General features: G+C 56.7%; 15 protein-coding genes. 10 read left to right on the top strand and 5 right to left on the bottom strand.

What is annotated here, in order from left to right; translation table 11 throughout:
* The first annotated feature begins 2 nt into the window (after nucleotides 1-2).
* Both LN415_03065 and LN415_03060 read left to right on the top strand, forming a co-directional pair.
* Nucleotides 3-620, top strand: a complete 618-nt coding sequence (locus LN415_03065; GenBank protein MCJ2556071.1) for a GTP-binding protein — start codon at nucleotides 3-5, stop codon at nucleotides 618-620.
* A 34-nt stretch (nucleotides 621-654) separates the two neighbouring features.
* Nucleotides 655-918, top strand: a complete 264-nt coding sequence (locus LN415_03060; GenBank protein ID MCJ2556070.1) for a hypothetical protein — start codon at nucleotides 655-657, stop codon at nucleotides 916-918.
* 54 nt (nucleotides 919-972) lie between these two features.
* Here LN415_03060 and LN415_03055 read toward each other — a convergent pair whose 3' ends face one another.
* Complete coding sequence (locus LN415_03055; GenBank protein MCJ2556069.1) at nucleotides 973-2,046, bottom strand: reductive dehalogenase; 1,074 nt, start codon at nucleotides 2,044-2,046, stop codon at nucleotides 973-975.
* A 228-nt stretch (nucleotides 2,047-2,274) separates the two neighbouring features.
* Between LN415_03055 and LN415_03050 the strand changes: the two genes are divergently transcribed.
* Nucleotides 2,275-2,544 (top strand): ribbon-helix-helix domain-containing protein, encoded by a 270-nt coding sequence (locus tag LN415_03050; protein MCJ2556068.1) that lies wholly within the window; start codon nucleotides 2,275-2,277, stop codon nucleotides 2,542-2,544.
* A gap of 82 nt (nucleotides 2,545-2,626) precedes the next feature.
* Nucleotides 2,627-3,682, top strand: coding sequence for a cell division protein FtsZ (gene ftsZ, locus LN415_03045; protein ID MCJ2556067.1), 1,056 nt, complete (start codon nucleotides 2,627-2,629; stop codon nucleotides 3,680-3,682).
* A 62-nt stretch (nucleotides 3,683-3,744) separates the two neighbouring features.
* Here the strand turns inward: ftsZ and LN415_03040 are convergent, their stop codons facing one another.
* Nucleotides 3,745-5,586: a threonine--tRNA ligase gene (locus LN415_03040; protein ID MCJ2556066.1), complete on the bottom strand. Its 1,842-nt coding sequence runs from the start codon at nucleotides 5,584-5,586 to the stop codon at nucleotides 3,745-3,747.
* Between the two features lie 68 nt (nucleotides 5,587-5,654).
* Between LN415_03040 and folP the strand changes: the two genes are divergently transcribed.
* Entirely contained in the window at nucleotides 5,655-6,854 is a 1,200-nt protein-coding gene (gene folP / locus LN415_03035; protein ID MCJ2556065.1) for a dihydropteroate synthase, read from the top strand.
* A 21-nt stretch (nucleotides 6,855-6,875) separates the two neighbouring features.
* Here the strand turns inward: folP and LN415_03030 are convergent, their stop codons facing one another.
* Nucleotides 6,876-7,877, bottom strand: a complete 1,002-nt coding sequence (locus LN415_03030; protein ID MCJ2556064.1) for a class I SAM-dependent methyltransferase family protein — start codon at nucleotides 7,875-7,877, stop codon at nucleotides 6,876-6,878.
* A gap of 75 nt (nucleotides 7,878-7,952) precedes the next feature.
* Nucleotides 7,953-8,240, bottom strand: a complete 288-nt coding sequence (locus LN415_03025; GenBank protein ID MCJ2556063.1) for a hypothetical protein — start codon at nucleotides 8,238-8,240, stop codon at nucleotides 7,953-7,955.
* Between the two features lie 38 nt (nucleotides 8,241-8,278).
* Here LN415_03025 and dph5 point away from each other — a divergent pair, with 38 nt between their 5' ends.
* The gene (gene dph5, locus LN415_03020) at nucleotides 8,279-9,067 is read left to right on the top strand and encodes a diphthine synthase (GenBank protein ID MCJ2556062.1); all 789 of its coding nucleotides are present in this window, start codon (nucleotides 8,279-8,281) and stop codon (nucleotides 9,065-9,067) included.
* On the opposite strand, the gene LN415_03015 is transcribed toward dph5, so the two are convergent.
* On the bottom strand, nucleotides 9,064-9,813 hold the full coding sequence (locus LN415_03015; protein MCJ2556061.1) for a class I SAM-dependent methyltransferase: 750 nt from the start codon (nucleotides 9,811-9,813) through the stop codon (nucleotides 9,064-9,066). The genes dph5 and LN415_03015 overlap by 4 nt on opposite strands.
* 145 nt (nucleotides 9,814-9,958) lie before the next feature.
* On the opposite strand from LN415_03015, the gene radA reads away from it, so the two are divergent.
* The 4 genes from radA to map are packed head-to-tail and all read left to right on the top strand — an operon-like array spanning nucleotide 9,959 to nucleotide 13,125.
* Entirely contained in the window at nucleotides 9,959-10,900 is a 942-nt protein-coding gene (gene radA / locus LN415_03010) for a DNA repair and recombination protein RadA (GenBank protein MCJ2556060.1), read from the top strand.
* 40 nt (nucleotides 10,901-10,940) lie between these two features.
* The gene (locus LN415_03005; GenBank protein ID MCJ2556059.1) at nucleotides 10,941-11,594 is read left to right on the top strand and encodes an MBL fold metallo-hydrolase; all 654 of its coding nucleotides are present in this window, start codon (nucleotides 10,941-10,943) and stop codon (nucleotides 11,592-11,594) included.
* Between the two features lie 9 nt (nucleotides 11,595-11,603).
* A complete protein-coding gene (locus LN415_03000) occupies nucleotides 11,604-12,230 on the top strand; it encodes a threonylcarbamoyl-AMP synthase (protein ID MCJ2556058.1) in 627 nt (208 codons plus the stop codon).
* Nucleotides 12,223-13,125, top strand: coding sequence for a type II methionyl aminopeptidase (map, locus tag LN415_02995; protein MCJ2556057.1), 903 nt, complete (start codon nucleotides 12,223-12,225; stop codon nucleotides 13,123-13,125). Before LN415_03000 ends, map begins: the two co-directional genes overlap by 8 nt.
* Nucleotides 13,126-13,134: the final 9 nt, after the last annotated feature.

The raw sequence follows: 13,134 nt of genomic DNA, 5'->3' as shown, positions 1-13,134 counted from the left end.
CCGTGGACTATGACAAGATGAAGATCAAACTCTGCCTAATCGGTGACAGAGCAGTGGGAAAGACCTGTCTTGTCGAGAGATACATGATGGACCATTTTAGCGGGGAGTACCGCCAGACAATGGGCGCGAAGGTGTACAAGAAGGTCGTCAAGCTCCAGCTGGAGCTTCGGGAGAAGATGATTGAGATCGACATGACGCTGTGGGACATCATGGGGGACCTTCCCCTGTCAGACCTCACGGACGAGGCGTACTTCCGCGGAGTTCAGGGACTGCTGGCTGTCTGTGACGTGACGCGGAGAAGCACGGCTGAGAGTCTTGACCACTGGATTGCGGCAACCCCAGAGTCGGTGAGGAACCTGCCCATGTGCATCATCGTGAACAAGGACGACCTCGTCGATCAGGTCGAGGTCCACGAGGACGATGTGTTCAGACTCGGCGATGTATTCTCCTCCTCTGTCGTGATGACGAGCGCAAAGACGGGAAACAACGTCCAGCAAGCCTTCGAGTTCCTGGCCAAGAGCATCGTGGAGAGACAGCTTGGCCCCGACACCGACTTCCTCGCAGAGCAGAGATTCGGCATCCTGGAACGCCCCGCTGGAATCTCTGCGAAAGCCTTTTAGCACACGAATCCCCATATCCAGCGTGGAGAACGATATGGCGGTAGCGGACAGGACGACGCTGCGGGACCTGGGAAACGGCCTCATCATCCTCGGGTCCATACTCCTCGTGATATACATCGCTCTCCTGCTTCTGTCGTTCCTTGTCTATGCTGAAGAGGGCTGGAAGGTGTGGACCTACCCTTCCATGGCCGGCCCTGTGACAGTTTTGGTCCTGCTTTTACTCGTCGCGGGGACAATCATGAGATACCTCCCCTCGTCCGCCTCTGAAGCTGAGGACGTCGACATCGGGGAAGAATAGGGCCCCCATACTGACGTTCCCATGAGAAGGGGAACTGCGAGCTTGGGGCGCTTTTCATTGATAGAGACGATCGAGTCGCAGGAACAGTCCGTTCAGCAAACCTGTCCTTCTGATGATCGATCGGGCCAGCCTGTGAGGCCACGTATCCGGTTTGGTGAAAGGGCACGACACAATGCAATTGGAGCAGTCGGTTCCGTTGTTGCACCAGAACTCGTAGCAACGGTCGACGTTCACGTACCACTTCACGATTCCTGGGTTGTTGGAGATGGAGAACGTCTTCCCGCTAGGTTCATCATCAAAGGATATGACCTTGGGCGGGCACTTTTCCGCGCACCGCTTGCATCTCCTGCAGAAATCCCTCACACCCAGATCCGCGGGCGGGTGTTGTTGCAGCGGCATGTCCGTCAGAACCTTGCCAATCCTTACCGCCATCCCATGCACGTCCGAGACGAGCAACCCGTTCCTAGCAAACTCTCCGAGCCCGGCATCTATTGCCAGTGGCACGGAGAGGGCCAGTTCGTTCACGGCTGGATGAGCATTGTACCCAAGCTGGGCCACGCAACGCGCGATGCTCTCCGAAATCGTTCTGCATTTGGAATACGCCAGACCGACCGCGGTGGAGGCGGGCACTCCGGGCGAACGAGCGAGCATCTTCTGGTCCATCGGAACAAGGAAGACGATCGCATGACTGACGGACTCCTCGAGGTCCAGCGGCTTTCCCTCCGCATCATGAGAGTATACCCAGTCCAAGTTCAGGCTCGTGGTCCCGACCTCCGCGGCCCCTAGGTCCTTCGCGAACCGGCTGATGAACTCCGAGTTCCTCTTTGGGTCCGCGTGAGTCTCTGCGGGCTTGGACGCCGGGGCATAGGCCGACAGGCTCCCGCCCATCCGCAGACCTCTTGAGCGGGGCAAGGTGTCGTGCACGGACCACGCAGCCGACATGGCAGCGTAATCCTCTCTCGCGTACCCCTCCTGTCCCCTTTCCATCTTCGATTCCGCTCTGTCGTATATCCCTCTGCCGTATGCGGTGAAATCCTTGTCCCACCCTGCCCGACTGAAGCAGATGTTCCTCTGGGGAAACCTCTTGAAGACGCCTCGATCCACGAAGTACGGGTCTGCGGTTCTCATCCGGGTCTCTGTTGTGTATGCTTCACAAGATAAAAAATGTTCAGACTCGTTGCGGTGATGGAATCCCCACCTCCTTGCGTCAGCGGGAGCATAAGAAACTATTTATATAGAATACGCTATTACCGACAAATGTCGGACAAATACGAAAGTGGTGTCCGACGCGAACTACAGGGAATCAACATGGCGTCGGAATCAGAAAGAGTGACTGTCAGGGTGCCAAGTGTACAGGTGAGTGCTCTCCATGCGCTAGTGGAGAGCGGACAATTCGCAACAATATCCGACGCCGTCAGAGCCGCAATCAACAACTTCATCGACGAGAAGTTCGCCCCCGACTACATCCGCAAGATGACGATCGAGCTTCCGAAGGGAAACGTCGTGAACCTAGAGGAGCTCGTGAAGAGCGGCGACTCGGTCTCCGTTGAGGATGCCGTTAGGAACGCCGTGCGGGAGTATATCCGGAGACGCTTGTCGGAAGTAGTCGAAAGAAAAAGGGCCTAGCCCGGAAGGGAACGACACAACGGGATGCACATCGGAAGGAATGCGCAAGCATTCCCTCCACACTCTAACGAACGGTGAGATAATGGGTATGGATCATCTAGTCAAGGAAGCAAGGAGCTTCGACATGAGCGTAGACTTCGGAAAACCAAAGATACTGGTCGTCGGCTGCGGTGGCGCAGGGAACAACAGCGTGGACAGACTAATGCGGATTGGCGTTCACGGTGCCCAGACAGTCGCGATCAACACGGACAAGATGCACATAGACCGCATCGAAGCCGAGAAGAAGGCCCTCATCGGCAGATCCATTACCCGAGGAATGGGAGCCGGTGGCTGCCCCGAGGTCGGGGAGCGCTGCGCGTTGCTCGCCGAGGACGACATCAGGAGGCTCATCAGCGGGGCGGACATGACCTTCATCACCGTGGGAATGGGAGGCGGCACGGGCACAGGCGTCGCACCGGTCGTTGCAAGGCTCGCCGAGAGCATGGGATCCGTAGTCGTTGCCATCGCGACGACTCCCTTCGACGCAGAGAAGAGAAGGTGCAGGGCCGCGAAGGAGGGCCTCGAGAAGCTCCGCCGCTACTGCGACAGCGTCATCGTTCTCGACAATAACAGGCTCGTGAAGATGGTTCCCAGCCTCCCCATCGAGCAGGCGTTCTGCGTGATGGACCAGCTGATATCGGAGGTCATCAGGGGAATAACAGAGACGATCACTCTACCCTCGCTCATTAACCTGGACTTCGCCGACGTCAAGACGATGATGTCGACGGGTCAGACCGCGACCATCCTCTACGGAGAGGAATGCGCCGACGACCCAGAGCAGGTCATCGTGGAGACGCTCAACAACCCTCTCCTCGACATCGACTACTCTGATGCGAGCGGGGCCCTAATCCACCTCACATCGGGACCGGACCTCTCGATCGGGACCGCGTACTCGGTCGTGAACGGGATATCCTCCCAGCTCAGCCCGGACGCTAACGTAATCTTCGGGGCGAGAGTGGACGAAAACTTCGCGGGCGTAATCAGGGTATTGAGCATAATCACGGGCGTGCACTCGCCAAACCTCCTCAGCCCCTCAGCGGGACAAGTGATCTATGACGATGAACCCCTCCTCACTCACGGAATCTCAATAGTCAGATAACGATAAACCTCCTCCTCTTTTTTTGGGGGACTCACGATTACCTCCTCCCCCCTTCTATTTTTTCAGAACTGAGGCCTCTTGCTGATCTCTGAAGGAACGTACATCTGGCGGAAGGGCCTTCCCTCCATCTTCTTCTCGATCTCACCGAGGAGGCCACCCAGGGTCATCTCCCTGTTCTCGTCCCGCTCGCGGTCGTATACGACGAGCCGGTCTCCCTTCATCTCCTTCTCGCCGATCACTATCACGTAGGAAATCCAGTTCGTCTTTGCGTCCCTGACCCGCTTCGAGACAGACCCGCCGGTATCGTCGACACCCACTCTGACGGAGCCCTTCCTCAGTTCCTTGGCGAGGTCCGAAGCCCTCTGGAGATGATCGTCCGAGACAGGAACGAACCTCACCTGCTCGGGGTTCAACCACAACGGAAGATGTCCTACTCTTCCCTCTTCCTCCATCTTCACAGCCGTGTCCAGGACCATGTAGATGTACCTCTCGATGGTCCCCAACATGGCGGAGTGCAGTATGATCGGAAAGCGCTTCTTCCCGTCCTTGTCAGCGAAGCTCATGCCGAACCTCTCCGCGTTTCCCACGTCGATCTGGACCGTGCCTATCTCCCTCTCCCGCTTGATCGCGTCCATGATCACGTACTCGATGTTCACGGTCCAGTAGTAGTTCTTCCCGCTGAGGTAGAAGTGGATGAGGCCCTCCTTCTCCTCTCTCTTCAAGATCTCGAGGATGAGCTCCTTCTCCTTCTCGTAGGCCTCTCTGGATGAGACGTTTATGAGGACCTCATAATCCCTTCCGAGGTCCTTCGCCTCCCGCATGATCCTGTCGTGCAGGTTCAGAAGCCACTCCCTTGCCTCCTCGTCGTCCCTGCAGAAGACGTGAAGGTCCGGCATGTTCATCCTTCTGACCCTGAATGCGAGCATCGTCTCACCAGACTGTTCGAGGCGATAGGAATCCGCGACCTCGAACGCGCCGAAAGGGAGTTGCTTGTAGCTGAAGTTCCAGTCCTTGATCATTGCGAACTGCTGGTGACAAGCGGCATACCTCATCACGAAGGATCGCCTCTTGGTCTCGATCGTGTATAGTCTGTCACCGAAGAGCTCCGCGTGTTCCGATACCGCGGGCTCCGAGAGATCGAACATGTTCGTTCCTTTGACCTGCATGACTGGCAGACCCAGCGAATTGACCACCGCGGTCGCATAGTCCGCGCACAGGTCGAATATGATGGCGCCCCTCGGGTTATACCTCATGTGGCCCACATCGCTCATGGGCTCCCATTCCATCCCGAACTTCTTGCACAGGCGCAGATAGGCGGGCTTCTCGGCGGCCTTGTGCTCCTCCTTGAGGGCCTCCTTCCTCATCAATACCTGGAACGCTTCGGATCCTTCCGTGTACGATTCGGGCTCGAACTCCTTCCCTTCTGGCGTGAGAACAAGGAAATCCTCTTCCGCCGTCTCTTCCACCTTTTCCGCCTTCTCGCCCGCCTCTATCTCCCGGAACGACTCCGCCAGGGGATGCCCTTTGCATGAGAGGACGAACGCCTTGTACCAGCCGAAGGGCGGTGCCGTCACATCGTAGCCCCGGTCCCGCAGACTGGCGGTCATCAGTTCCAGGGCCTTCTTCGCCATGCTCGGCCCCGCGAGTGAAGAGCTGAGATGAGCGTAGGGGTAGATCATTACTGTGCGGACGGATACCTTCTCGGCGGTGGTCACTATCTCCTCTACCGCAGCCGCCGAAGTTTCCTCGATTTGTCCCTCATCACCTTTCTCGACGGTCAGGAAGGCCACGAGAGCCTCCTTGACCTCTCCCTTTTCCTCTCCAGGGGAGATCTCTTCGGCGAACCGCGTCTTGTCCTTCACCTCGTACCTCATGAAATCGGAGTGGATGAACAGTACCTTCATTCACAAGTAGAAAGAAATCTCTCTATAAAAACACAACTCAGAAATAGAGGCATCGAGATGGCAACACGATGTTCAATGCCAGGGTGGTCGAGCTCTCGACCGAGGAGCAGGTGAGGAAGCGATTCAGGGACATAGGCGTCTACCCCGAGGGCGTGAGCATCATGACCCCCAAGGCTCTCCATGCCCTGATCAGGCTCGAAGGAGTGGGCGTCAAGGAAGCGCACATCCTCAAGCAGGAGATGCTCTCCGCGGGCGGTGAAGCTGCGGTCGCAAAGGGCGCGGTTGCCCTCACCCGCAAGGAGACCGACGTGCTCCTCATGGGCACCGTCAAGCAGCTCGAGCGGGCAACCAGGAAGCTCTCGATGCAACCGTTCGAGTGTCCGAGGATTGCCGAAGAGATTGAAGAGACTCTTGAGAATTACTCCAAGGGGGCGTTCACGCTGAAGGCGGGGGGAAGGCAACTGAGGATTGACCGCCCGCTGGTCATGGGCGTGATCAACGTCACACCCGACTCGTTCTCGGACGGCGGCGAGTTCTTGGACGCGGAGGTGGCGATAGCCCATGCGAAGAAGCTGGTCAAGGAGGGAGCGGACATCCTCGACATCGGCGGGGAGTCGTCGCGCCCTGGTTCTGACACCCTTTCCGCCAAGGAGGAACTCGAGAGGATAGTTCCCGTTCTTGAGGGGATAATCGACGATGCGAATGTCCTCATATCTGTCGACACGTGCAAGCCGCGGGTCGCGAGCAAGGTCCTGGACATGGGGGCACACATCATAAACGACATAACTGGCCTCACGAGGGCGGAACTGGCCGGAGTCGTGGCCAGGCATGAGGCGGGCATCGTGATCATGCACATGCAGGGAACTCCCAAGACGATGCAGAAAAGCCCCCGCTATGACGACGTCGTCGCAGACATCCTGCGCTTTCTCAGGGAGAGGATCAAGCGGGCCGAGAAGAAAGGCATCCGCAGGGAATCCATCATCATCGACCCTGGCATCGGCTTCGGAAAGACCGCCGAACACAATTTGGAGATAATCTCGCGGTTGAAGGAGTTCAAGAGCCTCGGTCTGCCGGTCCTTGTCGGCGCGTCCCGCAAGAGCTTCATCGGCAAGGTCCTGGACAAGGACGTCGACGGCAGGCTCAGCGGAGGTCTCGCCATGCTCTCGATGAGCATCCAGAACGGAGCGAGCATCGTTCGCGCCCACGACGTGAGGGAGAGCGCGGATGCGGCTAGGATGACATGGGCGGCCTTGAACTCGACCCGCTAGACCGTTCTTGAGGTACAACCCCTACTGGACTTCCAGGTCGAAGACGAAGTGCGCCTCGGACGGGGAGAACGTCCTCACTCTTCTGGTCCCCGCCAGGCGAATGGACTTGCCCTCGTCTCTGGCCGTCGTGCCGAGGTCCTCGATCCTGTCCTTGACATCCGTCTCCTCGAGAATCTCGTAGTAGTGCACGAACCCCTTCTCCACCGCCCTGATTGCCGGTGCGAAGTAATCCATCGAGGAGTGTGGCAGGTCGATAATCACCCTGCTCGCGCCCTCTATCCTCTCCACGGCGGCCCGCGAGTCGTCAAGGATCGCCCTTACGTTCAGGACCTTGTTGCGGGCGATGTTCTTCTCCAGATAGCGGACCGCGTGCGGGTTCGAGTCGATCGCGTACACTTGGGCGGGCCTCGCGTGCTTCGCTATCGTCAGGGCAAATGGTCCAACGCCGCTGAACATGTCCACGACGACCTCGTTTTCCTCCACCTGCTGGGCGATCCTCCACGTCTCCGTCGATATCCTTGGGGAGAAGTAGCACTTCGAGAGATCCACCTCCAGGCTCACTCCGTGCGCTCTGTGGACCGTCCTGAGCGACTCATCCCCGTAGATGACCCGCAACTTCCTGATCCTGAACTCCCCCTTGACGCCCTCGTCGAGCGCCACGGTTCTGACACCTTTGTATGCCGCCGTCATGGCCCGCCCGATTTCGTCCGAGAACGGGACGAGCTCCTCAGCTAGCTTGATGACGATCACGCCACCAATCACGTCAAATGACGCTGGAAGAAGACGTTCCAACTCCTCAGGCACATCAACGAGCTCTCTGTAGGACCTCGGTCTCCTCTCGATTGCCCTGCCCTCCCGTTCGATAAGCTCGAAGCCGAGGTCAATCTCTCTCGTTACCGGGATAAGGACATTCTCCACGTCGGACTCAATCTTGAAGTCCTTATCCAGAGCGTCCATGTCCAGAAGGCTCTTGCGAATGGCCTCACCTTTGGCCTTGGGGACGACCAAGAACAGAGATTTCATCTGGCGATATCATGGGAGAGATTCTATTTATTATCTATCCAATGGAATGCCAACGTGAATTCCCAAAGAAGAGAGCTAACCGCTCTTCCCTCCACTACGGGATGATATCGCTGCCAGAATGACTATCACGATGCTGCACAAGAACGAGAACAACAAGCACATTGCATTTCCACCATCTCCGCTCCACACCACATATATCAGCGCGATCAAGAAAACGATGAAGAACATCAACACAAGCAACCCAACCAGAATGCCCTCACGAAAAGCAAAGCTCATCAACACTCTCTTACTCTTCCTCAACGAGACATCCTCCAATCCATAATTGTTCCATCCTCCCTTATAAATTCCCCTCACCCTTCTCAACCCTCAATTTTATCATCCAGACAGACCATTAACCCAACGTGATAATATTCATAGGCTTGGGACTCTTCGATGAGAAGGACATGACGGTGAACGGGATGGAGGAGGCCCGCTCGTGCGATGCCCTCTTCGCAGAGTTCTACACGTCCAAGCTCGTAGGCGCAACTCGGGAAAGCATCGAATCCCTTATCGGCAAGGAGATCCGAGTCCTCCGCCGGGAGGATGTCGAGAAGGGCGACATCATTCTCGAGGCCGCCAAATCCAAGCGCGTGGGACTCCTCATCGGAGGCGATCCGATGACCGCGACGACCCATGTCGACCTGAGGCTCAGGGCCAAGAAGATGGGGATACCCACGAGAATAGTGTACGGCGTCTCGATCCTGACGGCCGCAGCTGGTCTGGTCGGTCTTCAGTCGTACAAGTTCGGCAGGACGACGAGCCTCCCGTTCCCGCAGGAGAAGTTCTTCCCCACGAGCCCGTACGAGGTCATCCACGAGAACCGCATGATGGGGCTGCACACGCTGATTCTCCTGGACCTAGGCGAGGATGGCAGGGGGATGGGCGCGAAGGAGGCACTGGACCACCTCCTGAAAATGGAAGGGAAAGAGCAGAAGAAGGCGTTCATCGAGGACACGGTCGTGTGCGTCGTCTCGGAGGTGGGCTCTCCTGATGCGGTAGCCAGATGCGATAGGGTGGGCAAGCTCTTGGGCATGGACCTTGGGGAGCCCCTTCACTGCCTGATCATTCCCGCGGACCTTCACTTCATGGAGAAAGAGGCCCTCATTGCCTTCGCGGGTGCGCCCGAAGACGTGGACGAGAGGATGCACTAGCGCGCTTCAGTGACTAACTCATCCAGTTGCCCCACATCCCATGCGTAGACGAGGACATCGTAGCTGTTTTCGAATTCCTCTCCGGACCACCTCTCCCTCATCTCCGTAATCACGGCTCTGTGCAACTCCCCTGGGACTTCCCATTGACTCGAAAAGCACCTTTCATCCAGTCTGTCTATGACGCGATCGGCTGCTCGATGGTGCGTCACACTTGCCACCTCCTTCACTAGTCTGGGTTTCACCCTTTCGGCGAGACCCTTCTCCCCTACGCCTGGATGGTCCTTGTCGTACCCGTGCTCTCTGAGCAAATCATGATACGTCTCACCAAACCATTTCGTTTCGTTCTCGATTACGACAGACATAAGAGAATCTCTCAGGACCCTCCTGATTTCCGCGACCGTGCGGGTCCAGTCCTCAAGGAGATGGAAGACATGGACCGCCAAGGCGAAGTCGAATGCTGCGTCTCTGAATGGTAAGGATGACGAGTCCGCTCTTGCCAGGCGATCGAACCCTTTGCATCTGGAGATCCCGAGCATCTCCTCAGATATGTCGATGCCCACAACCGAAAAACCCCTCGTTGACAGTGGAATTGCGAATCTGGCGGTTCCGGATCCAACGTCGAGTATGCCCGAACTCTCAGGCATTTCCTCGCACAGGGCGTCAAGGACGCTGTTCATCGCGTCTTCTGGCAACTCCCTGGTCTTATCATATTCATTGGCGATCCTGTCGAAGCTTACTCTCTTCACAGGTGAGCGATTGTATTGAGTCTTAAGCAGTTGTCGTTTCACCGCCAAATTCGACGTATTTCGAGGGGTTCAGACTTCAGTTTTACTCATCTCCGAAAAATAGCCTTATAAGGCGCGGCGGGATTTACTCCATGGTGGTGAAGGAATGAACGCAACAGATATCGAGGAGTTGCCAGGAGTAGGACCTGCAACCGCCGACAAACTGAAGGACGCTGGATACAACGATCTCATGGCGATTGCTGTTACGGCACCTCAGGCGCTCGCAGATGCCGCTGAGATTGGCGCGAGCACGGCTCAGAAGATTATCTTGGCCGCCAGGGAGGCCGCGGACATCGGCGGATTCGAGACAGGAGAGGCACTGCTGGAGAAGCGTAAGTTTGTAGGAAAACTGACATCGGGGGCGAAGGCCCTGAACGAGCTTCTCGGTGGAGGATTCGAGACACAGGCCATAAGTGAGCTCTTTGGCGAATTCGGGAGCGGCAAGACACAGATCGCACATCAGCTCGCGGTGAACGTGACCCTCCCGGTCGACCAAGGAGGACTCGATGGCGGGACGATTTGGATTGATAGCGAGAACACGTTCAGGCCAGAGAGAATATCACAAATGGCGACCGCTCTGGAACTGGATCCGGACGAAACGCTCAAAAGCATACACGTTGCTCGGGCTTTCAATTCCCATCACCAGATGCTTCTCGCAGAGAAGGCAATGGAGGTTGCCAAGGAATACAACGCTAGGCTTCTCGTGGTCGATTCTATGACCGCGCATTTCAGGGCGGAGTACATAGGAAGGGGAGCTCTCGCCGAAAGGCAGCAGCTTCTCAACAAGCACATGCACGGTCTTCTGAGGTTTGGAGATGCCTTCAACGCTGTGGTTTGTGTGACGAACCAGGTCATGGCAAAGCCGGATGCATTCTTTGGGGATCCGACCCGTCCGATTGGCGGTCACATCGTCGGCCACACCGCCACATTCAGAATGTATCTCAGGAAGAGCAAAGGCGGAAAACGCATCGCGAGGCTCGTGGACTCTCCAAACCTTCCAGAGGGCGAAGCTGTCTTCCTCGTTGACGGGAATGGGGTATCTGACTGAGGAAATCCTAAATATCGAACCCGCCCTACTGCAACTCCTCATGGAAGTGCGACTCATTGCGGATCCAGGGTACGATGCGAATATGTACCTGGTGATGTCTCGGACATCAATTCTCATTGATACTGGCACAGGCCTCTCGTCGGAGGAGTGCGTCAACGCATTGTCGGAGTTCATCGATCCGAAGGACATCGACAGGATAATCCTCACGCACAGGCACATCGACCATGTGGGAGGGGCTAAAGCACTCTCAGAAGCCTGCGATGCAACTCTCTACGCCTCAAAGGATGAAGCACCCTCTCTCAGGTCAGCTGACCAAGTGACGACGGCAGCGCAGATGTTCGGAAAGGAACTGGACAAGCTCGATGTGGAGTCCATCGGATATGGCGACGTCATCGAGATCGGGACAGAAGGGCTGAGGGTCATACACACACCAGGCCATACAAAGGGGAGCATATGCCTCTATGAGGAGGGCACGAAATCTCTCTTGTGCGGAGACACCGTGTTCGCGTATGGAGGGGTCGGCAGATGGGATTTCCCGACTGGAAACCTCCAGGAGCTGGTGAAATCGGTTAAGAGCCTCACAGAGATTCCAATCGAAAACCTCTACCCCGGTCATGGTCCAGCAGTGCAAGGCAATGCCCACAAGCACATCCAAGCCAGCTACAGGAGCATCAAGGTTTACACACTCGTTTGAGGGACATAGATGAAGCTGCTTAGATGCAAGAAGCCCGAAGGGACGCTAGCGGATGAGGACTTCGAGCTAGTTCGACTCGCATTGGAAGAAGGAAAACTGGTCGTTTTTCCGACAGAAACCCTCTACGGTCTGGGCGGGGATCCCGAGAACGGAAATGCCGTCGAGAGGATTTATGATCTGAAAGGTAGGCCAAGGAATGACCCGCTCCCTCTCGCTGTGAGCACGTGGGAGGATGTGGAGAAGATAGCAGAAGTCGGTGAACTTGCCCGAACACTTTTCGATGAGTTCCTGCCCGGTCCGCTGACCCTCGTCCTCAAGAAGAGGAGAGCCATGTCCTTCAAGTTGATTTCCGGAGGCGATACGATTGGTATCAGGATTCCATTCCAGCCCCTTGTCGTGGAACTCGCAGAGGAGTTTGGCCCCATAACAGCCACAAGCGCAAACCTCCACGGCGGTGAGAATCCCACGTCGGTTGAGGGGGCAATCGACCAGCTCGGAAGCAAGGTCGACTACTACGTAGACGGGGGCAAGGCTCCGCTCGGAGTTCCATCCACGATAGTGGACCTCTCGCAGAATGAGATAAGGATATTAAGAGTGGGCGCGATTCCGAGGGAGAGGATAGAGTCCTATGGATGATGAGGTTCTGGAGGCCTATCACACCGCAGGAAGGATTGCGGGTGAGGCCAGGACTTACGGAGCTAGTCTCGTCAGGGAAGGGTCGACCTACCTCGAGGTGGCCGAGAAAACGGAAGACCTCATCAAGAAGAAGGGAGGCGTCCCCGCGTTCCCTGTCAACGTCGCCGTCAATGACGTGGCCGCACACTTCACACCACATCACAACTCCAAGGACGTATTCGTCAGAGGGGACATCGTCAAGGTTGATGTGGGCGTCCACGTTAACGGGTACATCGGCGATACGGCCATGACAGTGGAGGTCGGCACGCGGAACTGGACGGACCTGATACGAGCCTCCGAACACGCTCTCCAGACGGCAATCGAGCTGCTCAAGCCCAACGTCCAGATGAGGATGATTGGGGGAGCCATCGAGAGGGCAGTCGACTCGGTCGGGTACAAGTCCATCTCGAACCTCACCGGTCATAGTATGCAGCAATTCTCTCTGCACGCTGGAAAGAGCGTCCCGAACGTACTGGACACCAACAGTGCCACAGCGAAAGAAGGGGACGTTCTGGCGATCGAGCCCTTTGCCACCAACGGGGCGGGAAAGGTCACGGGCAAGAAGGGAGGGAACATCTACAGGCTTCTCCGCGCCAGGGATCTGAAGAAGAGAGCGCTGACAACCCTACTCCGCTCGATTGAGGAAACCTTCCTGACATTGCCCTTCGCCGAGCGCTGGTGTCTGCAATTCGATAACAAATCCTCGCACAGGATCGGCAAGCTCGTCAGACTCGGAGCCCTGTATACCTATCCCATTCTCAGGGACGGGGGCGGTGGAATGGTGTCCCAAGCCGAACACACGGTCATCGTAACAGAGTCTGGGTGTGAGATCATAACCAGCCCAAAAAGCTTATAATCCCTCATC

This window comes from Candidatus Thermoplasmatota archaeon, assembly GCA_022848865.1.
Lineage (GTDB): Archaea > Thermoplasmatota > Thermoplasmata > RBG-16-68-12 > JAGMCJ01 > JAGMCJ01.
Note: the sequence above shows the minus strand (reverse complement) of the source record. Positions and strands in the feature narration are given on the sequence as shown.

Coding starts and splice junctions, on each gene's coding strand:
- LN415_03060 (MCJ2556070.1), top strand. CDS start 655: ATGGCGGTAGCGGACAGGACGACGCTGCGGGACCTGGGAAACGGCCTC.
- LN415_03055 (MCJ2556069.1), bottom strand. CDS start 2,046: ATGAGAACCGCAGACCCGTACTTCGTGGATCGAGGCGTCTTCAAGAGG.
- ftsZ (MCJ2556067.1), top strand. CDS start 2,627: ATGGGTATGGATCATCTAGTCAAGGAAGCAAGGAGCTTCGACATGAGC.
- LN415_03040 (MCJ2556066.1), bottom strand. CDS start 5,586: ATGAAGGTACTGTTCATCCACTCCGATTTCATGAGGTACGAGGTGAAG.
- folP (MCJ2556065.1), top strand. CDS start 5,655: ATGTTCAATGCCAGGGTGGTCGAGCTCTCGACCGAGGAGCAGGTGAGG.
- LN415_03030 (MCJ2556064.1), bottom strand. CDS start 7,877: ATGAAATCTCTGTTCTTGGTCGTCCCCAAGGCCAAAGGTGAGGCCATT.
- radA (MCJ2556060.1), top strand. CDS start 9,959: ATGAACGCAACAGATATCGAGGAGTTGCCAGGAGTAGGACCTGCAACC.
- LN415_03005 (MCJ2556059.1), top strand. CDS start 10,941: ATGGAAGTGCGACTCATTGCGGATCCAGGGTACGATGCGAATATGTAC.
- LN415_03000 (MCJ2556058.1), top strand. CDS start 11,604: ATGAAGCTGCTTAGATGCAAGAAGCCCGAAGGGACGCTAGCGGATGAG.
- map (MCJ2556057.1), top strand. CDS start 12,223: ATGGATGATGAGGTTCTGGAGGCCTATCACACCGCAGGAAGGATTGCG.